The sequence below is a fragment of the Cupriavidus sp. FW305-F7 genome, assembly GCF_058782875.1.
The window spans coordinates 1-25020 of sequence record NZ_JBYSYC010000031.1 but is presented as its reverse complement, the minus strand read 5'-3'; the positions used below and the strand labels follow the sequence as shown (position 1 = coordinate 25020).

26 protein-coding genes are annotated in these 25020 nt (G+C 63.8%); 15 read left to right on the top strand and 11 right to left on the bottom strand.

Translation table 11 applies throughout. The features are described 5' to 3' along the window. Positions 1-78: 78 nt before the first annotated feature. Positions 79-900 carry an alpha/beta fold hydrolase gene (locus tag AC3WL8_RS25655; protein WP_211979831.1) on the bottom strand — a complete coding sequence of 274 codons (822 nt, stop codon included), beginning with the start codon at positions 898-900 and terminating at the stop codon, positions 79-81. Between the two features lie 261 nt (positions 901-1161). Between AC3WL8_RS25655 and AC3WL8_RS25650 the strand changes: the two genes are divergently transcribed. Together AC3WL8_RS25650 and AC3WL8_RS25645 are read left to right on the top strand one after the other, a co-directional pair. Further along, complete coding sequence (locus AC3WL8_RS25650) at positions 1162-2118, top strand: helix-turn-helix domain-containing protein (RefSeq protein WP_211979830.1); 957 nt, start codon at positions 1162-1164, stop codon at positions 2116-2118. Between the two features lie 393 nt (positions 2119-2511). Then, a complete protein-coding gene (locus tag AC3WL8_RS25645; RefSeq protein ID WP_211979829.1) occupies positions 2512-4092 on the top strand; it encodes an isocitrate lyase in 1581 nt (526 codons plus the stop codon). A gap of 174 nt (positions 4093-4266) precedes the next feature. On the opposite strand, the gene AC3WL8_RS25640 is transcribed toward AC3WL8_RS25645, so the two are convergent. Further along, positions 4267-4704 (bottom strand): universal stress protein, encoded by a 438-nt coding sequence (locus AC3WL8_RS25640; RefSeq protein ID WP_211979828.1) that lies wholly within the window; start codon positions 4702-4704, stop codon positions 4267-4269. Positions 4705-5034: 330 nt separating this feature from the next. On the opposite strand from AC3WL8_RS25640, the gene AC3WL8_RS25635 reads away from it, so the two are divergent. The 3 genes from AC3WL8_RS25635 (at position 5035) to AC3WL8_RS25625 (ending at position 6911) form a co-directional block, all read left to right on the top strand. Further along, a complete protein-coding gene (locus tag AC3WL8_RS25635; protein WP_013957074.1) occupies positions 5035-5613 on the top strand; it encodes an elongation factor P in 579 nt (192 codons plus the stop codon). Between the two features lie 327 nt (positions 5614-5940). Next, entirely contained in the window at positions 5941-6273 is a 333-nt protein-coding gene (locus AC3WL8_RS25630) for a glycine zipper domain-containing protein (protein WP_153953580.1), read from the top strand. A gap of 236 nt (positions 6274-6509) precedes the next feature. Then, positions 6510-6911, top strand: coding sequence for a TraR/DksA family transcriptional regulator (locus AC3WL8_RS25625; protein WP_211979827.1), 402 nt, complete (start codon positions 6510-6512; stop codon positions 6909-6911). 1 nt (position 6912) lies between these two features. On the opposite strand, the gene AC3WL8_RS25620 is transcribed toward AC3WL8_RS25625, so the two are convergent. Next, positions 6913-7191, bottom strand: a complete 279-nt coding sequence (locus AC3WL8_RS25620; protein ID WP_238552994.1) for a hypothetical protein — start codon at positions 7189-7191, stop codon at positions 6913-6915. 272 nt (positions 7192-7463) lie between these two features. On the opposite strand from AC3WL8_RS25620, the gene AC3WL8_RS25615 reads away from it, so the two are divergent. Next, positions 7464-7790: a hypothetical protein gene (locus AC3WL8_RS25615; RefSeq protein WP_010810552.1), complete on the top strand. Its 327-nt coding sequence runs from the start codon at positions 7464-7466 to the stop codon at positions 7788-7790. Positions 7791-7863: 73 nt separating this feature from the next. On the opposite strand, the gene AC3WL8_RS25610 is transcribed toward AC3WL8_RS25615, so the two are convergent. Together AC3WL8_RS25610 and AC3WL8_RS25605 are read right to left on the bottom strand one after the other, a co-directional pair. Next, the gene (locus AC3WL8_RS25610) at positions 7864-8451 is read right to left on the bottom strand and encodes an isochorismatase family protein (RefSeq protein ID WP_013957070.1); all 588 of its coding nucleotides are present in this window, start codon (positions 8449-8451) and stop codon (positions 7864-7866) included. 41 nt (positions 8452-8492) lie between these two features. After that, positions 8493-9563, bottom strand: coding sequence for an alkene reductase (locus tag AC3WL8_RS25605; protein WP_153954647.1), 1071 nt, complete (start codon positions 9561-9563; stop codon positions 8493-8495). 127 nt (positions 9564-9690) lie between these two features. Here AC3WL8_RS25605 and AC3WL8_RS25600 point away from each other — a divergent pair, with 127 nt between their 5' ends. Continuing rightward, the gene (locus tag AC3WL8_RS25600; protein ID WP_211979826.1) at positions 9691-10569 is read left to right on the top strand and encodes a LysR family transcriptional regulator; all 879 of its coding nucleotides are present in this window, start codon (positions 9691-9693) and stop codon (positions 10567-10569) included. 78 nt (positions 10570-10647) lie between these two features. Here the strand turns inward: AC3WL8_RS25600 and AC3WL8_RS25595 are convergent, their stop codons facing one another. From AC3WL8_RS25595 to AC3WL8_RS25575, 5 genes are all read right to left on the bottom strand, one after another. Continuing rightward, positions 10648-10986 carry a copper-binding protein gene (locus AC3WL8_RS25595; protein WP_013957068.1) on the bottom strand — a complete coding sequence of 113 codons (339 nt, stop codon included), beginning with the start codon at positions 10984-10986 and terminating at the stop codon, positions 10648-10650. Further along, positions 10983-14153, bottom strand: a complete 3171-nt coding sequence (locus AC3WL8_RS25590; RefSeq protein ID WP_211979825.1) for an efflux RND transporter permease subunit — start codon at positions 14151-14153, stop codon at positions 10983-10985. The genes AC3WL8_RS25595 and AC3WL8_RS25590 overlap by 4 nt, the downstream gene beginning before the upstream one ends. Beyond that, positions 14150-15694 (bottom strand): efflux RND transporter periplasmic adaptor subunit, encoded by a 1545-nt coding sequence (locus AC3WL8_RS25585; protein WP_211979824.1) that lies wholly within the window; start codon positions 15692-15694, stop codon positions 14150-14152. Before AC3WL8_RS25585 ends, AC3WL8_RS25590 begins: the two co-directional genes overlap by 4 nt. Next, entirely contained in the window at positions 15691-16992 is a 1302-nt protein-coding gene (locus tag AC3WL8_RS25580; protein ID WP_211979823.1) for a TolC family protein, read from the bottom strand. The genes AC3WL8_RS25585 and AC3WL8_RS25580 overlap by 4 nt, the downstream gene beginning before the upstream one ends. A gap of 66 nt (positions 16993-17058) precedes the next feature. Further along, entirely contained in the window at positions 17059-17457 is a 399-nt protein-coding gene (locus AC3WL8_RS25575; RefSeq protein ID WP_211982275.1) for a hypothetical protein, read from the bottom strand. A 242-nt stretch (positions 17458-17699) separates the two neighbouring features. On the opposite strand from AC3WL8_RS25575, the gene AC3WL8_RS25570 reads away from it, so the two are divergent. The 7 genes from AC3WL8_RS25570 (at position 17700) to arsB (ending at position 23891) form a co-directional block, all read left to right on the top strand. Next, complete coding sequence (locus AC3WL8_RS25570) at positions 17700-19151, top strand: alkaline phosphatase (protein WP_211979822.1); 1452 nt, start codon at positions 17700-17702, stop codon at positions 19149-19151. 26 nt (positions 19152-19177) lie between these two features. Continuing rightward, entirely contained in the window at positions 19178-20563 is a 1386-nt protein-coding gene (locus tag AC3WL8_RS25565) for an alkaline phosphatase (protein ID WP_013957062.1), read from the top strand. Between the two features lie 101 nt (positions 20564-20664). Continuing rightward, positions 20665-21360 (top strand): hypothetical protein, encoded by a 696-nt coding sequence (locus tag AC3WL8_RS25560; protein WP_211979821.1) that lies wholly within the window; start codon positions 20665-20667, stop codon positions 21358-21360. Positions 21361-21478: 118 nt separating this feature from the next. Beyond that, positions 21479-21793 (top strand): ArsR/SmtB family transcription factor, encoded by a 315-nt coding sequence (locus AC3WL8_RS25555; protein ID WP_013957060.1) that lies wholly within the window; start codon positions 21479-21481, stop codon positions 21791-21793. Between the two features lie 13 nt (positions 21794-21806). Further along, complete coding sequence (locus tag AC3WL8_RS25550; protein WP_211979820.1) at positions 21807-22289, top strand: ArsI/CadI family heavy metal resistance metalloenzyme; 483 nt, start codon at positions 21807-21809, stop codon at positions 22287-22289. Positions 22290-22303: 14 nt separating this feature from the next. Beyond that, a complete protein-coding gene (locus AC3WL8_RS25545) occupies positions 22304-22798 on the top strand; it encodes an arsenate reductase ArsC (RefSeq protein ID WP_013957058.1) in 495 nt (164 codons plus the stop codon). 16 nt (positions 22799-22814) lie between these two features. Next, entirely contained in the window at positions 22815-23891 is a 1077-nt protein-coding gene (arsB, locus tag AC3WL8_RS25540; protein WP_211979819.1) for an ACR3 family arsenite efflux transporter, read from the top strand. A 40-nt stretch (positions 23892-23931) separates the two neighbouring features. Here arsB and AC3WL8_RS25535 read toward each other — a convergent pair whose 3' ends face one another. Then, positions 23932-24297, bottom strand: a complete 366-nt coding sequence (locus AC3WL8_RS25535; protein ID WP_013957056.1) for an ArsR/SmtB family transcription factor — start codon at positions 24295-24297, stop codon at positions 23932-23934. 152 nt (positions 24298-24449) lie between these two features. On the opposite strand from AC3WL8_RS25535, the gene AC3WL8_RS25530 reads away from it, so the two are divergent. Further along, entirely contained in the window at positions 24450-24887 is a 438-nt protein-coding gene (locus AC3WL8_RS25530) for a YciI family protein (RefSeq protein WP_211979818.1), read from the top strand. Positions 24888-25020: the final 133 nt, after the last annotated feature.

Here is a 25020-nt window from a genome sequence, read left to right as displayed (position 1 = left end):
CGGTGGACTCGCTGGTGTAGGCGGGTCCTGTCATGATCGTCCTCCCCGGCACTGGCAATCGTGCCTCTGCGACACTGGTCAGCGTTGCACGAACGCCAGCAGATCGTTGTTGATGAGATCCGGATGGGTCGTGCACATGCCATGCGCCAGGCCCTTGTAGACCTTCAGGGTGCCGTTGCGCAGCAGCTCCGCGCTCAACAGGGCCGAGGCCCCGATGGGCACGATCTGGTCGTCGTCGCCGTGCATGACTAGCACCGGCACGTCGATGGCCTTCAGGTCTTCGGTGAAGTCAGTTTCCGAGAACGCCTTGATGCAATCGTATTGGGCCTTGACCCCGCCCATCATGCCCTGTCGCCACCAGTTGTCCTTCACGCCTTCCGAGACCTTCGCGCCGTCGCGGTTGTAGCCATAGAAGGGCACCGGCACTTCCTTGTAGAACTGGGCGCGGTCGATCGCTACCCGCTCGCGGAAGCCGTCAAACACCTCCACCGGCAAGCCCCCCGGATTGGCGTCCGTCTTGACCATGATCGGCGGTACGGCACCGATCAGGACCGCCTTGGCCACGCGCCCGGCGCCATGCTTCGCGACATAGCGCGCCACTTCGCCGCCGCCAGTCGAGTGGCCGACATGGACAGCGTCCTTCAGATCGAGGTGCCCAACGAGCGCGGCTACGTCGGCGGCGTAGGTGTCCATCTCATTGCCGATGGCGGTCTGCGTGGAGCGGCCGTGGCCGCGGCGATCGTGCGCAATGACCCGGAACCCCCTGGCCAGGAAGAAGTGAAGCTGGGCATCCCAGTCGTCGGCGGTCAGGGGCCAGCCGTGATGAAAGACGATTGGTTGCCCCGCGCCCCAGTCCTTGAGGTAGATCTCGGTCCCGTCCCTGGTTGTAATCGTTCCCATGGCTTGCTCCGTCTGAAGGGGATTGGAAAGCCCGCGGCGGCTCGAGGACCCGATGTGTGCGATCGTCGCCAGCCTGTGCGCTGTCGACATGGCAGCCTGCTTCACGGTCGGCAACCATCGCGGTGACGGAATTATTCTCCTGGACTCTGGCCAGTCGCTACGTAAAATCGGCAAATCGGATGGCGCCTTGCCGAGCCTTCGCCAGGTGTCAGCCATCCCGCCGCAGGGCACTCCAATCCACTTGAGCGCAAGAGGGTGACGATGACCAAGGCCAGCTATGCGGAGTTCGATGAATTCGAAGCGTCACTGTATGGCGTAAACGGCCGGTACATGCTGCGCTCGGCGCAGCGACGGGACTGGCGCCTGCGTGTGCTCGAACTGAATGGCGTTGCCTTGATGGCCGGACAGGAAGGCGCCGCGACGATCTACAGTGGCGCAGGCATGCCGGGATGCTTCAACCTGTTCCTGCCGCTGAGCGGACATGAATGCACGGTGGTTGACGGGCGCCGGTTCGACCGCCACGCAATCGGCTGGATGGCGCCGGACCGCATGTTCCATATAGATGCCAGCCGCCCGGCAAGCTGGATGACAATCTCCATGTCATGCGAGCTCGTCTGCCGGTGGATGGCGGCACATGCCGACAGTGCCGACTTGTCATGTCTCGCCCGCAATCTTGTCTTGACCGGCGGTCCAAGCCTGGGCGCCTTGCTTGCGCTGACCCGGCGCCTGCTCTTCATCGATGATTGCCAGTCTACCCAGTTGCATCACCCGGCTGGCGAGCAGACCGCGCGCAGCGAACTCCTCCGGCACGCGTTCAACACCCTGCTGCCGCTGGCAGCGCGCAGTACCGACACTGCCAGGCACCAGAATCACCGTCGCATCCTGAGCCAGGCCATGGATTTCCTGGCAGCGGCGCGGCACACGCCCATCCTGCTTGAAGACCTATGCGCGGCCACCAGTGCCTCGGAACGTACCATTCGCAACGTGTTCAACCGGTACGTCGGCATCAGCCCCCACCGGTATCTGGTGCTCCACCGCTTGCACCGCGCGCGCCAGGCGCTGTTGCATGCCAAAGCAGGCGAGACGGTCACGAGCATCTGCATGCGCTTCGGGGTCTGGGACATCGGCCGGTTCGCCATGCAGTACCGCCGGCTGTTCGGCGTACTGCCCAGCCAGACGCTGCGCGCGTCGCATCTCGGCATGCAGGCGCCGCACTAGGCCGATGCCCGGCCTGGGCACCTACTTGAAGAACGGCTAGAAGACCTGCGTGCGTAACCACTGGATGGCCGGATCGCGATGGTAGCGCGCATGCCGACAGATGCAAACCAACCGTCCGTGCTCGCCCCTGCCTCCGACAGCTGAAAGCGCGTTTCACATTGTGGAATTTACGCCGTGTTTCCCCCGGCGCTATTTTTCGTTCTCTGAAAAAGTGTTCCACATTGCGAAATTTGCAATCTATCTCATTGAAAAATAAGGGAAAATCAACTCTTATGTCTTATATAAGACTTTGCCGCCACGCATCAAGAACGCCCTACAATGAACCCACGCTGCTTGCCTCGACATCCGCCAGCACACTCAACTTTTTTCTCAATTTCTTCTTAGGAAATTCCCATGGCCCAGTATCAAGACGACATCAAGGCAGTTGCTGGTTTGAAAGAGAACCACGGCAGCGCGTGGAATGCCATCAATCCCGAGTATGCCGCCCGCATGCGTGCCCAGAACAAGTTCAAAACGGGCCTGGACATCGCCAAATACACCGCCAAGATCATGCGCGCCGACATGGCCGCCTACGATGCCGACTCGTCGAAGTACACCCAGTCGCTGGGCTGCTGGCACGGCTTCATCGGCCAGCAGAAGATGATCTCCATCAAGAAGCACTTCAACAGCACCGAGCGCCGCTACCTTTACCTGTCCGGCTGGATGGTGGCTGCGCTGCGCTCCGAGTTCGGCCCGCTGCCGGACCAGTCGATGCACGAAAAAACCTCCGTCAGCGCGCTGATCCGCGAGCTGTACACCTTCCTGCGCCAGGCTGACGCCCGTGAACTGGGCGGCCTGTTCCGCGAGCTGGACGCTGCCCAAGGCCCTGCCAAGGCCGCCATCCAGGCGAAGATCGACAACCACGTCACCCACGTCGTGCCCATCATCGCGGACATCGACGCGGGTTTTGGCAACGCCGAAGCAACGTACCTGCTGGCCAAGCAGTTCATCGAAGCGGGCGCATGCTGCATTCAGATCGAAAACCAGGTGTCCGACGAGAAGCAGTGCGGCCACCAGGATGGCAAGGTCACCGTGCCGCATGAGGACTTCCTGGCCAAGATCCGCGCCATCCGCTACGCCTTCCTGGAACTGGGCGTGGACGACGGCATCATCGTGGCCCGTACCGACTCGCTGGGTGCCGGCCTGACCAAGCAGATCGCCGTGACCCACACGCCGGGCGACCTGGGCGACCAATACAATTCCTTCCTCGATTGCGAAGAATTGTCGGCCGACGCACTGGGTAATGGTGACGTCATCATCAAGCGCGACGGCAAGCTGCTGCGTCCCAAGCGCCTGCCTAGCAACCTGTTCCAGTTCCGCGCCGGCACGGGCGAAGCGCGCTGCGTACTGGATTGCGTCACCGCACTGCAAAACGGCGCTGACCTGCTCTGGATCGAAACCGAAAAACCGCATATCGCCCAGATCGGCGGCATGGTCAGCGAGATTCGCAAGGTCATCCCGAACGCCAAGCTGGTGTACAACAACAGCCCGTCATTCAACTGGACCCTGAACTTCCGCCAGCAGGCGTATGACGCGCTGAAAGCCGCGGGCAAGGATGTGTCGGCATATGACCGCGCCCAGCTGATGAGCGTTGAATACGACCAGACCGAACTGGCGAAGCTCGCCGACGAAAAGATCCGGACCTTCCAGGCCGACGCGTCGCGCGAAGCAGGAATCTTCCACCACCTGATTACGCTGCCGACCTACCACACCGCCGCACTGTCGACCGACAACCTGGCCAAGGAATACTTCGGCGACCAGGGCATGCTGGGTTATGTGGCTGGCGTGCAGCGCAAGGAAATCCGCCAGGGCATCGCCTGCGTGAAGCACCAGAACATGTCCGGCTCGGACATCGGCGACGACCACAAGGAGTATTTCAGCGGCGAAGCGGCCCTGAAAGCGGCGGGTAAAGACAACACCATGAACCAGTTCTGATACCGGTAATACCCCAAGCAAAACGCCAACCCATACGGGTTGGCGTTTTTTTGGTCCGGCGAGATAGCTCGCGGGGTTCTCATCAAACATTTTCTTGTGCCAAGGCTCAGGTCAAGGGGCCGAGTCGGGTTGACGCTCGCCACTGCGCCGCGTGCGGTTGGTCTGCAGTATTGATTAGCGAAACACGAAGATCGGGATCCGGCAATGCGTCAGGACCTTCTGGGTTTCGCTGCCGATCAGCAGCCCCTGCAGGCCGGCTCGGCCATGCGACGCCATGACAATGAGGTCACAGTTACGTTCCTCCCCGGTCAGGATGATCGCCTCATAGGGGTGGTTGTGGGTAACGCTGAGCGTCTCGCATGCCACCTCCCCTTCCTTTGCCGCTTGTGCGACCACCGCCAGGTATCGCTCCGCATGCATTTCGGCAAGTTGTGCGTAGCGCTCCTGGGCATCTTCCAGCATGTCAGCCCGATGCGTGAGGACATGGAATTCCGGGATGACGTGCAATCCAGTGATCCTCGCCTCAAATGCCTTGGCGAGTTTCACCGCCATGCGCGCGGCAGCGTCGGAGAGTGCCGATCCATCGGTGGGTACCAGGATATGCTGAAACATGTTGGCCTCCTTGTGGCCGGCGGGACCATCCGCCTCGGCCCGCTGGCACGCTCTACGAACTTGATGGTATGACAATCATTCCTGCTCTGGTGTGACGCGCTTCTCGATTCCCTGATCAGGGGCAGGGCGACCCGTGGCGGTCTGGCCCCCTATCAGCCTTGTGCATTCGGCGCTGCAACATCCCGCTGTCGCAGGTGCGCAATCTTCCCAATGCGGTCGGCGCCGTCGAGTTTCTCGTTCAGCGTACCGCTGTCGCCGCCGGCCCTTTGTTGAAGGGGCGCTGCGGTGCTAGGCTGAAGGCGAAATCTTGCCGCCCAGGCGGAGACACCAATGGTCGAAGCTTCCGAACTGAAGTCGGGCATGGTCATCATGCTTGAAGGTGAACTTCATAGCGTTACCAGCGCCGGGTACCACGCCGGCGGCGGCCAACAGGGGAGCGCAGTTTTCGCCAAGTTCAAGAGCCTTAAGACTGGTCACATCAAGGAGTTGCGGTTGCACCCGAGCAACAAGCTCGAAGAGGTCGCGCTTGATCACCAGGAGATGGAATATCTGTACACCGATGGTGACGCCTTTTTCTTCATGAATCCCGACACCTTCGAACAGATCAGTTTTCCTGCGGAAACCATGGGCGCATACCAGAAATTTCTTCGCCCCAATATGCGAATCCCGGTGCAGCTTTATGAGGGCGAGCCAGTCACCATCGCATTCCCCGCTGCCGTCGAGGTAACCATCATGTCCACGCCGCCGGGCCTGCACGAGCATGAAACCTCTACCTTCAAGACTGCCACGCTGGATAACGGCATGGAAGTTCTCGTTCCTCAGTTCGTCAAGGAAGGGGACACGGTGCGAATCGAGGTCGCTTCAGGAAAATATTTGGAGCGGATAAGGCGAGGGACGCGAAAGTCGTGACGCCAGTGCCGCGCCATCGCTCCCTGCATGCGCGGCGCCGCGTACAGTCCCGCCGGGACGGGGCCGGCAGCGTCGGCAGTACCGTATCCGGCACCTGTCCTTCACTTTGCGCCTCGTGTATGCATCCTATGCAAGTATGGGCATGCCATGCGTGACGCATGACCATCGTCGTCGCTCAGGAGTGCCACGGTCCTCTTGCCCCCTTCCGCGCCGCTTCGTCGTGGCTTGCTGTTTGTCATGCCGGGCGGTCAACCCAATCCTATATTTGACACAGTGCCAATCGTGCTGCGCGACGCACCGCGATGATTTCGCTAACAGGAGGGCAAGATGAACGACATCCAATCCGATTTCTCTATGCGCAAGGACGCATTGGCCCGCGACGTCGATACGCTGATGGCCGACGTTCAGGCACTTCTTCATGATGTCAAAGCCGAAACCGGCGTAGGGACCAGCCTTGAGCGCCATGCACTCAAGGCCCGGCAGCGCGCGCTGCAGGAGCGCATCGTTACGTTGCGCGAAGAAGGTCGCGCCAAAGTCTCCGAGTGGGCGACAACGACTGATCGCTACGTTCATGAGCATCCATGGCAAAGCATGGGTACCGTGGCCGCCATCGCGGCAACGACAGGCGCTATCGTCGCGCTGGCTGCCAGCCACCGTTAGGCATTCGTGACTGCGGCGCCGGCACGGCTGTGACACGTGCCGGTCCCGCAAGGGACACGTGGTTTTTTGCCATGCCGGCAAATGGCTACGGCGCCTTGCGGGAGCCTCGATCTGAGTGGCAACACATCTGAGCGGCAATACAGCAACTGTGCCCGCCAAGTGCGATTGCCCAGGCGCGCTACGCTGGAGGGTCTGCTTACGTGCGACCCGCAGGATGCTCATCCAGGAGGCCAGTCATGGAAGGGCTGACAAAGGAAGAATTGGCGAAGTTGGTGGCCCAAATGGACGCTGAGGAGTTGCGCATCCGTGCCGTCGCCGGAACCGCGGATTCGCCTGTCGTGGCGCCAACACAACGTGAACAGCTTGATGATGGTGAAATGGCGGACGAAAAGACTGTGCAGCGCCAGGGCGACGCGATGCTGAAACACTATCGCATGCAACTGGCCGACATTGAAGCAGCCCGGTCACGGATGAGGAGTGGCCAGTATGGCGTCTGTATTGACTGCCAGCAGGCCATGCAGGCGTACCCGACCGCCATGCGCTGCACGGCATGCCAGAATCTCCACGAACACAGCCATCCCCGCCAGGCGCAGGAGACGCGCCGACCGGCTTCCGCAGATCTTTCGTCGCCGAACTGACTTACTCGTTCCTGAGATCAATGCCGAAGCCGCCAGCCAGTTCACAATCGATGATCCCGGCGGCGTAGGCGAAAAGCCAGTCCTCTGCCTCCTGCAGCGTTGCGGGCGGGTGGGGCCAGTCCGGCGTAAAGCGGATGCCCATGTCCTCATTGCGCGTGGAGATCTGGACTCGCCCGCCTGGCTTGCCTGGCTCAATCACCTCCGGCACGAACAGGGCAACGTGGAATCCCTTGTAAGACCGCTTTCTTTCCAACATTTCAGCCTCCGGCAATTTACGCATGTCCGTAGCTCAGCCCGAGCGCCGGACTGTCTTGAGTTCAAGATATAGCGAGGCGCGGCTAATGCCTAGTAATGCCGCGGAACCTCGGGGATCACATCGGAGCGTGCGGTTGAATTTGACCTAGACTGAAAAAGTGCCCTTCGCGCGCTTCGAGGCTGCGCAATGGAGCTTCATCGGCAGCCAACTGATGCGGGCGAATGACAATGGCACAGGCAACACACAATCATCTGCTGCCTGAACTCATGTGGATTGGTGTTCACGAAGGGGGCATCATGTTGCAAGCCAGTGAAATGCAGCAACGTTTTAGTCATCTGCAGCAAACCATCAGCGAGACATCACGGACTTGTCATGCCGATACGGGGATTCCACAAGACTTGATGAACTGGGTGGATGAGCTCGACAAGGAGTGCAAATCGGCATCGAAGGTCGTGTCTTCCAAGGATGAGGATCGGATCCGGCAGTGGGTCGATGATCTCGAACGGATCGGTGATCGTGCAGACCGCGCTTGCCAGCAGGCCGGCAGTCTCGATGCAAAGGTCAAGGATGCAGTCAGTTCGATGCATTCGGAACTTGCTGACCTGAAGCGCCAACTGCACTAACTAATCTGACAGCCCCGGTCCAACCAGCCGGGGCTGATTGCATCCTGCCCCCAGCCCACATAGGCGCCCCCCATCAGCCCTGCAAAGCCCCCATTATCACCTCCTGCACAATGCGGCTGCCTTCGGGCGTAGCCCAACTCCCGGCCAGTTCCGCAATCAACTGGTTGGTGCTGGTCAGCGTGACACCATTCTTCTCCATGCGCCGCAAGGCAATATCGTCAGCCATCTTGCTCGGCGATCCGCCGGCATCCGCGACGACTTGCACTTCATAACCTTGCGACACCAGGCTCAACGCCGGATACACCGTGCACACGTCATTGGTCACGCCAGCGATGATCAATTTCCTGCGTCCGGTAGCCTTCACCGCCGCCGCGAAGTTCTCATCGTCCATGGCATTCACAACACCAACGCGCTTGATGCGCGCAGCGAACTCAGCCGGAAAAATGTCCGCCAGCTCGCTGATCAGCGGTCCCTGGGCGTACTCCTCCATGCTGGAGGTCATCACGACAGGGACTTTCAGGATGGCCGCGGTCTTGGCCACCATCAGCGCGTTGCGCTTCATTTCGTCAAAGGGAATGGACTTCACCCAGCCCATGGTGCCTACCTGATGGTCGATCAGGAGCAGGGCGGCGGTGTCTGCAGTGAATCGTTCGAACTTCATGATGCATTCCTTGATGGTGAATGGGGCAAACGCCCCTTGCTTCAAGCCGCTTCGGCTTCAGCCAGCGCCGGATAGTCGATGTATCCCTGGGCCGTCGGCGGCGCAAAGAACATGTTGCGGTCCGGCGCGTTGAGCGCGGCGCCCTGGCGGAAGCGCTCCGGCAGGTCGGGATTCGCGAGGAAGGCGCTGCCGAAGACGGTGGCGTCGGCCTTGCCATCGGCCAGCAGGGCTGCGGCGCTGTCCTGCGTCAACCCGCCTCCAATCAGGTAGGTGCCGTCGAAGCGCGGGCGCAGCAGGGTGTGGTAGTCGACCGTGGCACCGAACAGCGCGACATGCAGATAGGCCAGGCCCTGGCCGCGAAGCTTGTCGACGAGGTAGGTGTAGGTCTCCTGGGGCGTGGCATCGGTGATGCTGTTGTAGTTCATCTCCGGCGAGATCTTGATGCCGACCCGGTCGGCGCCGACCTCGGCCACCATCGCGGCCAGCACTTCCAGCACAAAGCGAGCGCGGCCTTCGACCGAGCCGCCGTATTGGTCTTGCCGGTGGTTGCTGCCAGACGAAAGGAACTGCTCGGGCAGGTAGCCGGAGGCCGCATGCAGTTCGACGCCGTCGAAGCCCGCGTCGATGGCGCGGCGGGTGGCCTGGCGATATTCGTCAATGACGCCGGCGATCTCGGCCAGGCTGAGTTCGCGGGGCGTGACGAAGTCGACTTGGCCGGCAGGCGTCCACGCCTGTCCCTCGGGCTTGATGGCCGACGGTGCCACGGGCGTTGCGCCATCAAGCAGCGACGGATGCGAGATCCGGCCGCAATGCATCAGCTGCATGAAAATACGGCCGCCGCGGGCGTGCACGGCTTCAGTCACCTTTTTCCAGCCGGCAACCTGGGCCTCGGTTTCGATACCGGGCGTATTCACGTAGCCCTTGCCCATGGCGGACGGAAACACGCCTTCGGTGATGATCAGGCCGGCGCTGGCGCGCTGGGCGTAGTAGGTGACGGTCATGTCGCCGGGGACGCCGTCGGCGTCGGCGCGGGAGCGGGTCATCGGCGCCATGACGAGGCGGTTCGGCGCGATGTGGCGGCCGATGTGGACGGGGGTGAACAGTTGGCTCATGGTCAATTCCTGTACGGGTTGGGGCGAAGGCGGCGAAGGGAAGCCCATGGACGTATGCTCGATTAATTCATTGACGAGATAAAGATGATAGATTGGCAATCATTGATCCAAAAATGGCGCAATCCAGATGGAACTGCTCAATGACATGGCCTTGTTTGTGGAGGTCGCCCAGACGCGGAGCTTTCGTGGCGCGGCCGCTGCCACCGGTGTGCCGAACTCCACACTGTCCAGGCGGATCAGCGCGCTGGAGAAGGCCATCGGCCTGCGGCTGCTGCATCGCACGACGCGCAAGGTCGAGCTGACCGAGGCTGGGCAGATCTACTACGAGCGCTGCAAGCGCATCGTCGACGAAGCGCGGATTGCACACGAGCAACTGGGGGAGATGCTGGCGCAGCCGAGCGGCGTGCTGCGCGCGTCGCTGCCGGTCGACTTCGCCATGATCTACATGGCGCCCCTGATTGCGGAGTTCGCTGCCCGCTACCCGGACATCACCTTTGATTTCGACCTCACGCCCCGCCGTGTCGACCTGGTGGCCGAGCCCTTCGATGTGGCCATCCGCATGGGCGAGCTGACGGACTCGAACCTGATCGCCCGCCTGCTTGCGCGCCTTTCGGTGCAGGTCTATGCCTCACCGGGCTACCTGGAACGCGCTGGCGAGCCGACCCATCCCACGGACCTGGTACGGCATCAGTGCATCGGTTTTCCCAAGGCAGGCAAGTGGGCGCTGCATCGCGGTGAGGAGACCGTCGAGGTGGAGGTGGGGGGAAGGTTCTACGTCAATAGCGTTGGCATGTTCCGACGCCTGGCAACGCTGGACCTGGGCGTGATATTGCTGGCCGAGGAGGTCGCGGCAGAGGATGTGGCGGCCGGCCGCCTGCGCCGGATATTGCCTGACTGGCAGACCAGGCCGACGCCGGTCTATGCCCTGACCGAGACACGCTTGCTGCCGGCAAAGACACAGCGCTTTATCGAGTTCCTGAAGGAGCGCTTGGGCACCAAAGCGTGAGCTCGGCAAATGTCGGTCGCTTGGGGAGCCGCAGTGATTGTGCATCTAGCGCGCAACCACCTTCGGTGACGGTCAACCTCACTTGCGCCGCATTTCCACGACCGTAGGTTTGCCATCAACGTTGTCGAATGTCACGGATACCGCCTCGCCCTCCTTGAATTCCTTCAGCGATGCGCGATCCCTGACGGGGAACGCCATGGTCATCGGGCCCATGCCCAGGTTGGCGATCGGTCCGTGCTTGAGCGTGACCTTGCCGGCCTGCACATCGATCTTCCTGATTTCGGCCGCCACGGGCTGTGGCACCTGTTGCGAGGGTGCGGACGGCTTCATGTTCATGCCGTCCATCGAGCCCGCTGCGAATGCGCCCGGCGTGATGGTCAAGGCAAGGGCGAGGGCGAGCGTCTTGATGGATTTCATTGGGGTTCCTTTTGCAGTGATGGGTGGACGGAAACAGGTTGAGGTCTGGTCTGGCGCCGGCGCATCAGCAAATACACCGCCGGCACCACGAAGAGCGAAAGCAATGGCGCGGTGAGCATGCCGCCCACCATCGGCGCGGCAATGCGCTGCATGACCTCGGAGCCGGTGCCATGCGACCACATGATCGGCACCAGGCCGGCAAGGATGACGGCGACGGTCATTGCCTTGGGGCGTACGCGCAGCACCGCGCCTTCCTGGATGGCTTCAAGCAGCGCGGACGGGCTGGCATCGCCCTGGTTCGCGCGCGCGGTCCATGCCTGCTTCAGGTAGAGCAGCATGATCACGCCGAATTCCGCCGCCACGCCCGCCAGCGCGATGAAGCCGACCACGCCGGCAACCGACAGGTTGTAGCCCAGCAGGTAAAGCAGCCAGAAGCCGCCGATCAGCGCCAGCGGCAGCGTGCCCATGATGAGCAGGGCTTCATCGAGGCGGCCGAACACCAGGTACAGCAGCACGAAGATGATCAGCAGCGTGAACGGCACCACCACCTTCAGCTTTGCGGCGGCCCGCTCCAGGTATTCGAACTGCCCCGACCAGCTTAGGGAATAGCCAGCCGGCATCGGCACCGCTTTCGCGACGGCGGCCTGCATGTCCCGGACAGCCGAGCGCAGGTCACGCCCGCGGATGTCGACATACACCCAGCCCGACAGTCGCGCGTTTTCGCTGCGCAGCATCGGGGCTCCCTGCACCACCTGGATGCGCGCCACGTCGGACAGCACGATATGCTGGCCCTTGTCAGTGACGATGGGCAGGCTGCGCAGTTTCTCCACGGAGTCGCGGTAATCGCGCGGGTAGCGGACGTTGATCGGGAAGCGCGCCAGCCCGTCGACGACCTCGCCCACATTGTCGCCGCCGATGGCGGACGACACCACGCTCTGCACATCCGCGATGTTCAGCCCGTAGCGGCCGGCCGCCACGCGGTCGATATCGATATCGACATAGCGCCCGCCGGTCAGCCGCTCGGCCAGCGCCGATGTCACCCCCGGCACTGTCCTGACGGTTTCCTCGATGCGCGTCGCCAGGCGATCGATTTCCTTCAGGTCCGCGCCCGCCACCTTGATGCCGACCGGGCTCTTGATCCCGGTGGCAAGCATGTCGATGCGGTTGCGGATCGGCGGCACCCAGATGTTGGACAGTCCCGGCACCGTGACTACGCGATCGAGTTCTTCCACCAGCTTGTCGGGGGTCATGCCGGCACGCCACTGGTCGCGCGGCTTGAACTGGATGGTGGTCTCGAACATCTCGAGGGGCGCCGGATCGGTCGCGGTATCGGCGCGGCCGGCCTTGCCGAACACGGTCGCCACCTCGGGCACGGTCCTGATCAGGCGGTCGGTCTGTTGCAGCAGCTGCGCCGCCTTGCCGGCGGAAAGGCCCGGCAAGGCCGACGGCATATAGAGCAGGTCGCCCTCGTCAAGCGGCGGCATGAACTCGGCGCCGGTACGCATCATCGGCCACGCTGTCGCGGCCAGCAGCACCGCGGCGATCGCGAGGGTGGTCTTCGGGTAGGCCAGCACCCGTGCAAGCACCGGCCGATAGGCGCGGATCAGCCATCGGTTCAAGGGGTTGGACTGCTCCGAAGGAATCCTGCCGCGGATCAGGTAGCCCATCAGCACCGGCACCAGCGTCACCGACAGGCCCGCCGCCGCGGCCATGGAATAGGTCTTGGTAAAGGCCAGCGGCGAGAACAGCCGGCCCTCCTGCGCCTCCAGCGTAAAGACCGGGATAAACGACAGCGTGATGATCAGCAGCGAGAAGAACAGCGCCGGCCCGACCTCGGTGGCGGCCCGGCCGATCACGCCCCAGCGCTCGTCCCCTGTCAGCGCCCGGCCGGGATGGTCCGTATGCCAGTGCTCCAGTTGCTTGTGCGCGTTCTCGATCATCACGACCGCGGCATCGACCATGGCGCCGATGGCAATGGCAATGCCGCCCAGCGACATGATGTTGGCATTGATGCCCTGGTAGCGCATCACCAGGAAGGCGGCCAGCACGCCCAGCGGCAGCGAGACGATAGCCACCAGCGCGGAACGCAGGTGGAACAGGAACAGCAGGCACACCAGCGCGACCACGGCGAACTCTTCGACCAGCTTGTGCGTCAGGTTTTCCACCGCGCGCTTGATCAGCGTGGAGCGGTCGTAGGTGGTGACGATCTGCACGCCGGCAGGCAGGCTCTTCTGCAGCGTGGCGAGCTTCGCCTTGACCGCCTCGATGGTTTCCAGCGCGTTCTTGCCTGAGCGCATCACGATGACGCCGCCGGCCACCTCGCCCAGGCCGTCAAGTTCGGCGATGCCGCGCCGCATCTCCGGGCCAAGCTGAACGACGGCGACATCGCCCAGCCGCACCGGAATGCCGGCATCGCTGGTCACCAGCGGGATCTGCCGGAAATCGTCGAGCGTCTTCAGGTAGCCGCTGGCGCGGACCATATACTCTGCCTCGCCCATTTCCAGCACCGACCCGCCGGCCTCCTGGTTGGCGCCCTTGAGCGCCGCCAGCACCTTGCCCTGCGACAGGTTGTAGGCGCGCATCCGGTCCGGCATCAGCACCACCTGGTACTGCTTCACCATGCCGCCCAGCGAAGCGACCTCGGCCACATTGGGCAGCGATTTCAGTTCGAAGCGCAGGAACCAGTCCTGCAGTGCACGCAACTGGCCAAGGTCATGCTGGCCGGTCTTGTCCACCAGCGCGTACTCGTAGATCCAGCCGACGCCGGTGGCATCCGGCCCCAGCGCCGGCCTGGCCGCGGCGGGCAGGCGGGACTGCACCTGGTTCAGGTATTCCAGCACCCGCGAGCGCGCCCAGTACAGGTCGGTGCCATCCTCGAACAGCACATAGACGAACGAATCGCCGAAGAAGGAGTAACCCCGTACCGTTCTGGCGCCGGGTACCGACAGCATGGTGGTGGTCAGCGGATACGTGACCTGGTTCTCGACGATCTGCGGCGCCTGGCCGGGGAAGGGCGTGCGGATGATCACCTGTACATCGGACAGGTCGGGCAGGGCGTCGAGCGGCGTGCTCCGCACCGCCCACAGGCCCCATGCGGTCAGCATCACCGTGGCCAGCAGGACCAGGAAGCGGTGGCGGATCGAGGCCAGGATAAGGCGCGCGATCATGGCCTGGCTCCCTGGGCGGTGCCGGCGGGCTCGACCGACGACAGCGTGGCCGCACCATCGCGGTCCAGGTGGAAGCGGAAGCGGATGCGGTCGCCAGGCTTCAGTCCCTTGGGCAGGCCAGTTGGCGGTGCGGCGAAGTCCATGGTCATCGCGCCCCACTGTGCCGACGGGATCGGGCCGTGCGAGATGGTCAGGCTCTCGCTGCCGTTCACGGCTTCGATGCGGCCGGTGCCCTCATGCTCTGCGGCCGGCGCGGCAGGTGCAGACGCTGCTGGTGTGGCCGTCATCCGTTCCGCGCTGCCGCGCAGGCTGGCTTCCGAGTCGATCAGGAACTGGCCGGACGTGACCACTTTCTGCCCCGGCGCCAGTCCGTCCAGCACCTCGACCATGCCATCGGCCTCGCGGCCGGTCTTGATATCGGTGGCAACGAACCCTGCCTGGCCGGCATCGACCATGACGATATTGCGCTGACCGGTGCGGATGACCGACTCCGACGGGATCAGCAACGCCTCCTGCTGTGCGCCACTGTCGAAGCTGACCCTGACAAACATGCCCGGCAGCAGGCGCCTGCCGGGGTTGGGCAGGTCGATGCGGGCCTTGACGGTGCGGGTCGCCGGGTTGACGTCGGGAAGGATGGCGTCGATCTTGCCGGCAAGGGGGCCGGCCGTGCCGCCCTGCAGTACCGTCGCAGCCGCGCCGGCCCGGATAGTGCCGGCCTGGCCCTCTGGTACCTCGGCAATCACCCAGACCTGGCTGAGATCAGCCAGGCGGAACAGCGTCATGCCCGGCGACACGGTCATGCCCTCGCGCACCGCCACCTCGGTCACGAGGCCATCGACCGGGCTGGCGATGGCAATACCGGACTGCAATTTTCCGGATCTCTCGACCGCACTGACCTGGCCCGGCGTCATGCCCGCCTGCAGCATGCGAGCCCGCGCCGCGCCGCGCAGGTCGCCCAGGTGTTCACTTCCTGCCATGCGCGACACGGCCAGGTATTCCTCTTGCGCCGCGACCCAGTCGGGCGAGTACAGGGTGACCAGCGCCTGGCCACGCCGGACCGGGTCAAGGGTCGCCCGGACCGCGACGTGCTGCACAAAGGCGTTGGTGCGCGCCTGGATGATCTGCACGCTGCGTTCGTCGATGGCGACATTGCCTGGCACCTGCAGCATCGCGGTCAGCCGTCCAGGCTTTGCCTCGGCGGTGCGAATGCCAAGGTTTTGTGCGACATGGCTGTCGACGGTGACACCGCTGCCACCGCCATCGCCGTCCGCGTAGACCGGCACCAGTTGCATCTCCATGAAGGGCGACTTGCCCGGCTTGTCGAAGCGCTGGCCCGGCACCATGGGATCGTGCCAGTACAGGATTTTCCTGCCGGTCTTGGGATCGATGTCGCCGGCCTTGAGTACGGTGGATTCCGCGCCAGGCGTGCCCGACGGTTGCGCAGTTTGCGTGCCGCGCGTGAACCCGAAGTGGTAAGCGCCGTAGAGGGCGATGCAGGCGACGACCAGCCCGGCGGCTGCTGCAATGGCGTGCTTCTTCATTTTGCCTCCTTCGCTGCGGCTTCGGTCTGGACGGTAGGCAACGGCACCAGGTAGTTCAGGTCCGCCCACAGCTTTGCGGTCTTTGCCTCAAGCAGCAGGCGATCCATGGCGGTGTCGATGGCGCGATGGTTGGCTTCGGCGACCGCCACCAAGGTGCCCGTGTTGGCGCGGTAGGCCGTCAGTGCCGCATCCGCCTGTGCCCGGGCGAGCGGCAAGGTCTTGTCGTCGTAGCGCCGCAGCCGGTCAAGGTTGCGCTGCAGCTCGGCCAGCCTGGCGCCGACCATGGCCTGGGTATTGCGCCGGACCATTTCCAGCCTGGCCCGCGCGTCATTGGCCTGCGCCAGCCGCGCACTGATTTCGCGGTCCTGGCGGTTGCCCCGGTCCCACGGTAATGGGAAGCTGACATTGAGCGAGCCCATGTTCGAGTAGGCCGAGCCGCGCTGGCTGTACATCAGCTCGACCGTCACGTCCGGCTTGCGGGCTTCCGTTGCTACCTGGATCTCCGATTCGGCCAGTGCCACGTCGCGCTGCGCAGCCGACAGTTCGGGCACGGCCTCGAACTCGCCCCTGGCGAGTTGCCGGGCGCCTGGCGGCACTTCAAGCGGTGGCCGATCCGACAGCGGGCGCCCTGCAGCGGCGCCGACCCAGCGCTCCAGGTTCAGCGTGGCGGTCGCCAGCGCGGCGCGGTTCTCGTCCTCGCGGTCGTGCAGCTTCTGGATTTCCAGCTCCATCGCCAGTACGTCCGCACGCGAGCCGCGCCCGCTGCGGTAGGCCGCGGTGGCGGCCTGCAGTGCCAGTTCAAGTGGATGGCTGTGATGGCCGAGCAGCACGCCGGCCTGCTCCGCATACCACCGGTCGAGCCAGGCATTGACCGCATTGCGCTGCACGCCTGCCAGCCCCACCGCACGCTGCGCGTCGGCAGCGGCGGCTTCGGCTTCGAAGCGCGCGGCCCTGGCGCGGCGCTTGTCCGCACGCGTGAATTCCTGCATCACTGAGATCGAGCGCATGGTCATGGAATCCCGGCTCAGCGAGAACGCGTCCGAGCCGTTGACGGGCACGTTGTTGACGCCGAGCTTGAGCACGGGATCCGGCAGGCGGCCGGCGGCTACCGCCATTTGCCCGGCGGCCTCCACGGCGCTGCGCGACGATTCAGCGTCGCCGGCATGGGCGCTTGCGATCGCGACGGCTTCCTCAAGGGAGAGGGAAGGGGCGGATTGCCCGGGCGCGCCTTGCGGCGCAGCCAGGCCCACTGCGGGCGCGCTGAGCAGCGCCACGGTCAGGTGACGTAGATAAAGCATAAAGCCTCCAGGAACGACGACTGCTGCCCGCATGGCGGGCAGCACCAGGTGACGTCGAACCGGAGGCTAAGTCTGGAAACTGCAGTGAAGGATGGTGAGGGGTGGTGGACCGCGCGCCTCTGCCTCGGCGCGCAGCGCAACGCGAACCTCCGCCAGGACCACGCGCGTTGGCTCAATCACGCGCATCAGCACCGGCATGAAGGCCGGAAGCTGCGGCGAAGCATGGTCGGCGTTCTTGGCATCGGCCTGGCAATGCGCGAGGCAAAGCCCGCTCTGGTCGATACCTTGCTGGCTGTCGCTGGCGGCCATCTCGGCACAGGACTCGGTCATCGCCGCCATCGTGCCGCTGTGTTCCGCCTGGTGGCGGCTGCCGGTACAAGCGTACGCCGCCGCTGCCAGCTGGGCTGCCAGGAAGACAACGAGGAGGAAGCCGGCGAACCATGGCCGGCGATGCGATTTACCCACGAGAGCGGTGCCTGTTTTGGCGACAATATAGCAGTGTTCAGCGTCACCAGGCAGCTTCACTACTGCGGCAGCTCGCCGCACAGGTGGGCCGTTCGCCTTCAACAGGCCGATCATGGCGAGCTGCCTGATGCTGCACTTTCCGATGTTTGACTGCAGTGACAACGTTGCCGTCTATATGTGACGCGTCACGGTGCCGAAATATTCGTCGTGCATCCTCCCGCCAAAACCAACGGGGAGGAAATATGAGGCGTCTTTCAATACTGGCGGCACCGCTGCTGGCGCTGGCCGTGGCGTCGTGCGGCAGCGATGATGACAGCAATGCGTCGGTCACGCAGCCGCCGGCTGGCGGCAGCGCCGCGCCCACGAAGAACGTCGTGTTCTTCCTTGGCGACGGCATGGGCATGGCGACGATGACTGCGGCGCGGATCTACAAGGTCGGCGAGGATGGTGAGCTGACCATGGACACGCTCCCCGAGAGCGGGTTTATCCGGACCTATTCGAACAACGCGCAGGTGACCGACAGCGCGCCGTCGATGGCGGCCTACATGACCGGCGTCAAGATGAACAACGAAGTCATCTCGATGACGCCGGAGACCAGTGCCTTTGATGCCAGCGGCAAGGACTATCTGTCCGGCGCGGACAGCACCTGCCCGGCTTCCGGCAACGGCCAGAGCGTGCCGACGCTGCTCGAGCAGATGAAGACGGCAGGCTATGGCACCGGCGTGGTCACCACCACGCGCATCACGCACGCGACTCCCGCCACGACCTACGCGCACGTCTGCCACCGCGATGCCGAGAACACCATCGCCGCGCAACTGGTGCCGAACGGCGCCGGCTACAACAGCGCGCTAGGCGACGGCGTCGATGTGATCTTCGGCGGCGGCCGCAAGCACTTCCAGAGCAAGGCCGCGGGTGGCGCCCGCACCGACGGCCGCGACCTGGTTGGCGAGCTGACGAAGGCCGGCTATACCTACGCGTCCAGCAAGGCCGAGTTCGACAAGATCGACGCCGCCAGCGCCAAGAAGGTGGCAGGCCTGTTCACGTCCAGCCATATGGCCTACGACCTGGACCGCGTTCCCGGCGACGAGCCGAGCCTGGCGGAGATGACCAGCAAGGCCATCGACGTGCTTGCCGCGAAGAAGAAGGGTTTCTTCCTGATGGTGGAAGGCGGCCGCATCGACCACGCCTTGCATGAAACCACCGCGCGCAAGGCGCTACAGGACACCGTGGCCTTCGACACCGCGATCAAGACCGCCATCGACAAGCTCAACGTGATCGACCCGGGCCTGAAGAACACGCTGATCGTCGTCACCGCCGACCATGACCACACGCTGGTACTCAATGGCTACGCCAAGCGCACCGGCCCCACCAGCGACAGCAACCCCGGCGTGCTGGGCCTGCTGAAGAACTACGTGACCGGCGCACTGTCCACGGACTCCGGCGGCAATCCCTTCACCATCATCGGTTTCGGCAACGGCGAAAACCGCCCGGCCACGCGCACCGCGCTGACCGATGCACAGGTCTACGACAAGAGCTATCACCAGGAAGCCGCGATCCCGATGGCGGCAGGTGGCGAGACCCATGGCGGCACCGATGTCTTTATCGGCGCACTGGGCAATGGTGCCGAATCCTTCACCGGTGTGATGAACAACACCGAGGTGTTCGGCCTGATCAAGACGGCCATCGACCTCTAAGCCACTATCGCTGACGGAATAACGCCATGAAACTCATCATTCGAACCGGCCTGTCCGCAGTTGCGGCTGCCTGCGCCTGCATTGCCCTCCCTGCGCAAGCCGCGGGCGAGGCCAAGAATGTCATCTTCTTCCTGGGCGACGGCATGGGCCCGACCACCGTCACCGCTTCGCGCATCTACAAGTATGGCGAGACGGGCAAGCTCAACATGGAGTCGCTCAAGCGCACCGCGCGCGTGAAGACGTATTCGAACGACGCGCAGACCACCGACAGCGCGCCGTCGATGGCGGCCTACATGACCGGCGTGAAGATGAACAACGAAGTCATCTCCATGTCGGCTGATACCAAGGCCAGCGACGGCACCGGCAAGTCCTATGTGACCAGCGCCGGTGACAGCACCTGTCCCAGCGGCAACGGCTCGCCGGTCGTGACCGTGCTGGAACTGGCCAAGGCCGCCGGCAAGTCGGTCGGCGCGGTGACCACTACGCGCGTGACGCACGCGACGCCGGCGGCCACCTTCTCGCACGTCTGCCACCGCGACGGCGAGAACAACATCGCCGCACAGGCAACGCCCGGCAACGCCGGCTACAACACGGCGCTCAAGGACGGCCTGGACGTGCTGCTTGGCGGCGGCCGCCGCCAGTTCCTGCCCAGTGCCGCGGGTGGCAAGCGCACGGATGGCGTCGACCTGACCACGCAGTTCCCGGGCTACACCTATGTGACCACCGGCACCGCGTTCAAAGCCGTGGATCCGGCATCCACCAACAAGCTGCTCGGCCTGTTCAACATGGACCACCTCAACTACGAGCTGGACCGCGTCAAGAACAATGTCGACGAGCCTAGCCTGGCCGACATGACCGAGAAGGCCATCCGCATCCTGCAGAAGAACGGCAGCGGCTATTTCCTCATGGTGGAGGGCGGCCGGATCGACCATGCGCTGCACGGCACCAACGCCAAGCGCGCGCTGGAAGACACGATCGCGTTTGACGATGCCATCAAGCGTGCGCTGTCGATGGTGGACCTGTCGAACACGATGATCGTCGTCACCGCCGACCACGACCACACGATGACGATCAACGGCTACTCGCATCGCGGCAACCCGATCCTGGGCACGGTGACGGACATCAAGACCAAGCAGCCGGCCACGGCGGCCGACGGCCTGCCTTACACCACGCTGGTGTTTGGCAACGGCGGTGGTCCGCGCAAGTCCCCGCGCGACAATCCCGCGCTGGTGGACACCACGGCCGACGGCTACCTGCAGGAAGTCGGCGTGAACCTCGGCTCGCCGGGCTCGGAAACCCACGGCGGCGGCGATGTGATGCTGTTCTCGACGGGGCCGGGCAATGCCGCGCTCAAGGGCACCATCGATAACACCAAGGTCTTCAGCGTCGTGAAGTCCGCGCTGGGCCTCTGATGGCGGCCGCGGCCTTGCTGCACGACTGAGCACAGTGTCTTTTGATGCCATGCGCGCGCCGGTTTGCCGGCGTGCGCATTTTCGCTTTCTGAACGGATTTCATGAAAACCAAGCAAGCCACTCCAGTCCTCGCACTGCTGCTGGTCTCGGCAGCCTTCACCGCCGTGGCGGCAGAGCCGGCCAAGGCCACCGGCCCCCTGGCGCTGCGCGTGCAGCATGAGTTGTCGGCGATCGGGGCCGACGGTGTGCGTCGCGACATCTACTTCACCGAACGTGTCTACCGCGAGGGCGGCACGGTCTGGATCGAGCGCGAGATCCCGCAAGGGGCGCATGACGAAGCCGAGCACGCCAAGGCAGACAAGGGCCATAAGCACATGGACATGTCGGCCGCCGCGCGCTGGATCGAGCGGCAGCCGTCCGGCAAGCTGTCGGTGCGGCTGGTCAGCGACGCCATGCGCAAGACCTTCGAAGTCAGCCCGGCCGAGTATGGCAACGTCGGCTTCGACGGCTCGTGGGCGACCGCCTACCACCTGCTGGATCCGGCAGCGCTCAAGACCATGAGCGCAAGCGGCCCTGCGCGCGGCGGTGTGCAGGAGTACCGCGCAAAGCGCGGCGATGAACAGGTGACGGTCCAGTGGGACGTGGCTGGCCAGTATCCGCGACTGGTCCAGTCGCGCAATGCCAGCGGCACGCAGAAGAAGATCACGCGGGTGACCGCCGCTGCCTTGCCGCAACCCGCTCCGTGGAACCGCACAAGGCCCTATGCGAAAGGTGAGTACACGGATCTGATGGACTAGGACGCGGGCATCGCGGGCCAGGTTGTCCCAGGAACGACGCGGACGGCGGGCAGGGCGCCCGCAGCGCTTCGCCGGATCGGGTATTGCATCAATCCCACATTTCCAGTATTGTAGAAATATGGAAGAGAATGATGTTGTCCGCTCCCTTGCGGCACTGGCCCACGGGCTGCGCCTCCAGGTCTTTCGGATGCTGGTCGTCGCCGGCCCGGGTGGCATGACACCCGGCGCGATGGTCGAGCGGCTGGGCGTGCCTGCGGCCACCTTGTCGTTCCACCTGAAGGAACTGGCGCACGCCGGCCTGGTGACGCAGGAGCGGGACGGACGCAACCTGATCTATCGCGCCGCTTTCGCGCATATGAATGCGTTGCTCGGCTACCTGACCGCCAATTGCTGCGAAGGCGTCGAGGAAGCGGCGGTTTCCTGTCACTGCTGATGGAGATGTCCAGATGAAGCGCTTTCACGTTCACGTCCATGTCGACGACCTTGGCAAGAGCATTGCCTTCTATTCGAAGCTCTTTGCCTCTGAACCGACGCGAGTCGAGAGCGACTACGCCAAATGGATGCTCGAGGATCCGCGCATCAACTTCGCAATCTCCACGCGCGGCCAGGGGGCGGGCGTCGACCATCTCGGTTTCCAGACTGATGACGCCGCCGAGCTTGCTGAACTGAAAGCGCGCGCCGAGGCGGCCGATATGGCGCTGCTGGACCAGGGTGAAACCACCTGCTGCTATGCCCGCAGCGAAAAGCACTGGGTTACCGATCCACAGGGCATTGCATGGGAGCACTTCCATACGCTGGGCAACGTACCTGTATTTGGTGAAAGCAAGTCTGAACCGACGTCCGCCGAAGGCTCCGCCTGCTGTGCCCCGCGTGCCCCGCGCGGCAAGCCGATCGGGATTGCGGTGAACTCCAACTCGTCGTGCTGCTGAGCACACCTTCTCCCATGACCACCAACGTTCTGATCCTGTGCACCCATAACTCCGCCCGCAGTGTGCTGAGCGAAGGGATGCTCAACCATTGGGCCAGGAAGCTCGGCAAGGATGTGCGCGCCTTCAGCGCCGGCAGCGCACCGAGCGGGCGCCTGAACCCGTTCGCACTGGAGGCGCTGACCAATGCCGGTGTCGACGTGACCGGCTACCGCAGCAAGAGCTGGGACGAATTCGTCGGCGACAACGCGCCGGAAATGCGGATCGTGATCACGGTCTGCGACAGCGCCGCGGCGGAGCAGTGCCCCTATTGGCCTGGCAGCCCGGTCAAGGTGCACTGGGGCTATGCCGATCCGTCCAACGCCCTGGGCGGCGACGAAGGCAAGCGCCTGGCATTCGAGCTGACGCGCGAGGCCATTGGCTACCGCATGCTGCAACTGCTGGCGTTGCCGCTGGAAGGCATGAGCAATGCGCAGCTGCAGGACGCACTCAACGCGATCGCGAAGAACTGAAGGCGCCGGAACTCCAATGAATCAGCACGCAACCACCCACGCCCCCATTTCGACGAAGCCCGCCATTGGCTTCTTTGAACGCTACCTGACCATCTGGGTTGCCCTGTGCATCATCGTCGGGATTGCGCTGGGGCAGGCGATGCCGGGCGCGTTCCAGGCGATCGGCAGCATGGAGTACGCGCAGGTGAACCTGCCGGTCGGCATCCTTATCTGGATCATGATTATCCCGATGCTGCTGAAGATCGACTTCGGCGCACTGGGCCAGGTGAAATCTCACTGGCGCGGCATCGGTGTGACGCTGTTCATCAACTGGGCGGTCAAGCCGTTCTCGATGGCGCTGCTGGGCTGGCTGTTCGTGCGGCACCTGTTTGCGCCCATGCTGCCCGCCGAGCAGCTCGACAGCTATATCGCCGGGCTGATCCTGCTGGCTGCGGCACCGTGCACGGCGATGGTGTTCGTTTGGAGCCAGCTCTGCAAGGGCGACCCGTATTTCACGCTGTCGCAGGTGGCGCTGAACGATGCCATCATGGTGGTGGCGTTCGCGCCGGTGGTGGCACTGCTGCTTGGCCTGTCGTCGATCACGGTGCCGTGGGATACGCTGCTGACGTCGGTTGCGCTGTATATCGTGGTGCCGGTGGCGATTTCGCAGGTGCTGCGCAAGCTGCTGCTGAGCAAGGGCGTGGCGCATTTCCAGCGGGTCGTGGGCAAGCTCGGACCGTATTCCATCGCCGCGCTGCTGTTGACGCTGGTGCTGCTGTTCGCCTTCCAGGGCCAGGCCATCATCGAGCAACCGCTGGTGATCGCGCTGCTGGCGGTGCCCATCCTGATCCAGGTGTTCCTGAATTCCGGCCTGGCGTATCTGCTGAACCGGAAGCTGGGTGTGGCGCATTGCGTGGCGGGCCCGTCCTCGCTGATCGGCGCCAGCAATTTCTTCGAGCTGGCGGTGGCGACGGCGATCAGCCTGTTCGGCTTCAAGTCAGGGGCGGCGCTGGCAACCGTGGTCGGGGTGCTGATTGAAGTGCCGGTCATGCTGCTGGTGGTCGGCATCGTCAATCGGACCCAAGGCTGGTATGAAGCGGGGCGCAAGGCCTGACGCTCGCCCCAGGGCGCTCTGATCTCGACGACCGTGATGCTCAGGCCGGTTCGGTCGAGACGCCGCCGCGTTTAGTGGCCGCCGGCTTGCATGCTACATCCGGCACGCCGCAGCCTTGCGGATTGCCTTCGCAGCAATGTTCCGTCAGGAAGGCAATGAGCGCGTTCATCGTCTCGAATTGGGCTCGATAGATCACGAACTTGCCTTCCTGTGTGTTTTTGATGAGGCCGGCGTGAACCAGTTCTTTCAGATGGAAGGACAGCGTCGCGGGTGCCACACCCAGCGCTTCGCGGATCCGGCCCGCGCTGACGCCGTCCGGGCCGGCCTGGACCAGCAAGCGGAAGATCGCCAATCGGGAATCCTGGGCAAGTGCAGCGAGCGCTGCTACGGCAGTTTCATTCTTCATCGGTCGAACTGTAGAGGCACTGGCGCGGTCCGCGCAAGTCAGGTGCTGTCGAATTCAACTATTCTGATTGGATCCTGGTTCCGGCGCTCACTGCCGCAGCGGCTCCGCTTCGGTATTTTGTGGCGCCAACGATTCCGTCTAGGAGGAACACAATGCGTGTCATAGTGATGGTGAAGGCCACGAGCGAATCAGAAAGCGGCAAGATGCCAAGCACGGAGTTGCTTGCGGCAATGGGCAAGTTCAATGAAGAGCTCGTCAAGGCAGGCGTCATGCTTGCGGGCGAGGGCTTGCACCCGAGCGCCAGGGGAAAGCGGGTGCGCTTTTCGGGCGACCAGCGGACTGTGACGGATGGGCCGTTTCCGCAAACCAACGAACTCGTTGCCGGATTCTGGTTGTGGCAGGTCGAGTCAATGGATGAGGCTGTCGAATGGGTCAGGCGCTGCCCCAACCCCATGGAAAGCGAGTCCGAAATCGAGATTCGCCCGCTGTTTGAGGTCGAGGACTTCGGTGCTGAATTCACGCCAGAACTGCGGGAGCAGGAAGAGCGGTTGCGCGCTGAAGTAGAAGCGCTTGCGAACAAGGCGCGCTGACGGGAGCCCCAAACGCACAGGGCAAGGTGCCTCGCGCTTGTCTGCGAGGCGGGGGCGGGAGGTGTCAGGAATTCTGTGTGCTGAGGTCGGTTAAATAAATCTCAGCGTAGGGCGTTGGTGAAGCGGTCACCGA

Excerpts from the sequence above, each read along its gene's own strand:
- AC3WL8_RS25555 (WP_013957060.1), top strand. The coding sequence starts at position 21,479 with ATGGAAGAGAATGATGTTGTCCGCTCCCTTGCGGCACTGGCCCACGGG.
- AC3WL8_RS25595 (WP_013957068.1), bottom strand. The coding sequence starts at position 10,986 with ATGAAATCCATCAAGACGCTCGCCCTCGCCCTTGCCTTGACCATCACG.
- AC3WL8_RS25565 (WP_013957062.1), top strand. The coding sequence starts at position 19,178 with ATGAAACTCATCATTCGAACCGGCCTGTCCGCAGTTGCGGCTGCCTGC.
- AC3WL8_RS25535 (WP_013957056.1), bottom strand. The coding sequence starts at position 24,297 with ATGAAGAATGAAACTGCCGTAGCAGCGCTCGCTGCACTTGCCCAGGAT.
- AC3WL8_RS25560 (WP_211979821.1), top strand. The coding sequence starts at position 20,665 with ATGAAAACCAAGCAAGCCACTCCAGTCCTCGCACTGCTGCTGGTCTCG.
- AC3WL8_RS25600 (WP_211979826.1), top strand. The coding sequence starts at position 9,691 with ATGGAACTGCTCAATGACATGGCCTTGTTTGTGGAGGTCGCCCAGACG.
- AC3WL8_RS25585 (WP_211979824.1), bottom strand. The coding sequence starts at position 15,694 with ATGAAGAAGCACGCCATTGCAGCAGCCGCCGGGCTGGTCGTCGCCTGC.
- AC3WL8_RS25640 (WP_211979828.1), bottom strand. The coding sequence starts at position 4,704 with ATGTTTCAGCATATCCTGGTACCCACCGATGGATCGGCACTCTCCGAC.
- arsB (WP_211979819.1), top strand. The coding sequence starts at position 22,815 with ATGAATCAGCACGCAACCACCCACGCCCCCATTTCGACGAAGCCCGCC.
- AC3WL8_RS25580 (WP_211979823.1), bottom strand. The coding sequence starts at position 16,992 with ATGCTTTATCTACGTCACCTGACCGTGGCGCTGCTCAGCGCGCCCGCA.
- AC3WL8_RS25635 (WP_013957074.1), top strand. The coding sequence starts at position 5,035 with ATGGTCGAAGCTTCCGAACTGAAGTCGGGCATGGTCATCATGCTTGAA.
- AC3WL8_RS25590 (WP_211979825.1), bottom strand. The coding sequence starts at position 14,153 with ATGATCGCGCGCCTTATCCTGGCCTCGATCCGCCACCGCTTCCTGGTC.
- AC3WL8_RS25550 (WP_211979820.1), top strand. The coding sequence starts at position 21,807 with ATGAAGCGCTTTCACGTTCACGTCCATGTCGACGACCTTGGCAAGAGC.
- AC3WL8_RS25545 (WP_013957058.1), top strand. The coding sequence starts at position 22,304 with ATGACCACCAACGTTCTGATCCTGTGCACCCATAACTCCGCCCGCAGT.
- AC3WL8_RS25620 (WP_238552994.1), bottom strand. The coding sequence starts at position 7,191 with ATGCGTAAATTGCCGGAGGCTGAAATGTTGGAAAGAAAGCGGTCTTAC.
- AC3WL8_RS25605 (WP_153954647.1), bottom strand. The coding sequence starts at position 9,563 with ATGAGCCAACTGTTCACCCCCGTCCACATCGGCCGCCACATCGCGCCG.
- AC3WL8_RS25530 (WP_211979818.1), top strand. The coding sequence starts at position 24,450 with ATGCGTGTCATAGTGATGGTGAAGGCCACGAGCGAATCAGAAAGCGGC.
- AC3WL8_RS25630 (WP_153953580.1), top strand. The coding sequence starts at position 5,941 with ATGAACGACATCCAATCCGATTTCTCTATGCGCAAGGACGCATTGGCC.
- AC3WL8_RS25615 (WP_010810552.1), top strand. The coding sequence starts at position 7,464 with ATGTTGCAAGCCAGTGAAATGCAGCAACGTTTTAGTCATCTGCAGCAA.
- AC3WL8_RS25570 (WP_211979822.1), top strand. The coding sequence starts at position 17,700 with ATGAGGCGTCTTTCAATACTGGCGGCACCGCTGCTGGCGCTGGCCGTG.
- AC3WL8_RS25610 (WP_013957070.1), bottom strand. The coding sequence starts at position 8,451 with ATGAAGTTCGAACGATTCACTGCAGACACCGCCGCCCTGCTCCTGATC.
- AC3WL8_RS25650 (WP_211979830.1), top strand. The coding sequence starts at position 1,162 with ATGACCAAGGCCAGCTATGCGGAGTTCGATGAATTCGAAGCGTCACTG.
- AC3WL8_RS25655 (WP_211979831.1), bottom strand. The coding sequence starts at position 900 with ATGGGAACGATTACAACCAGGGACGGGACCGAGATCTACCTCAAGGAC.
- AC3WL8_RS25625 (WP_211979827.1), top strand. The coding sequence starts at position 6,510 with ATGGAAGGGCTGACAAAGGAAGAATTGGCGAAGTTGGTGGCCCAAATG.
- AC3WL8_RS25645 (WP_211979829.1), top strand. The coding sequence starts at position 2,512 with ATGGCCCAGTATCAAGACGACATCAAGGCAGTTGCTGGTTTGAAAGAG.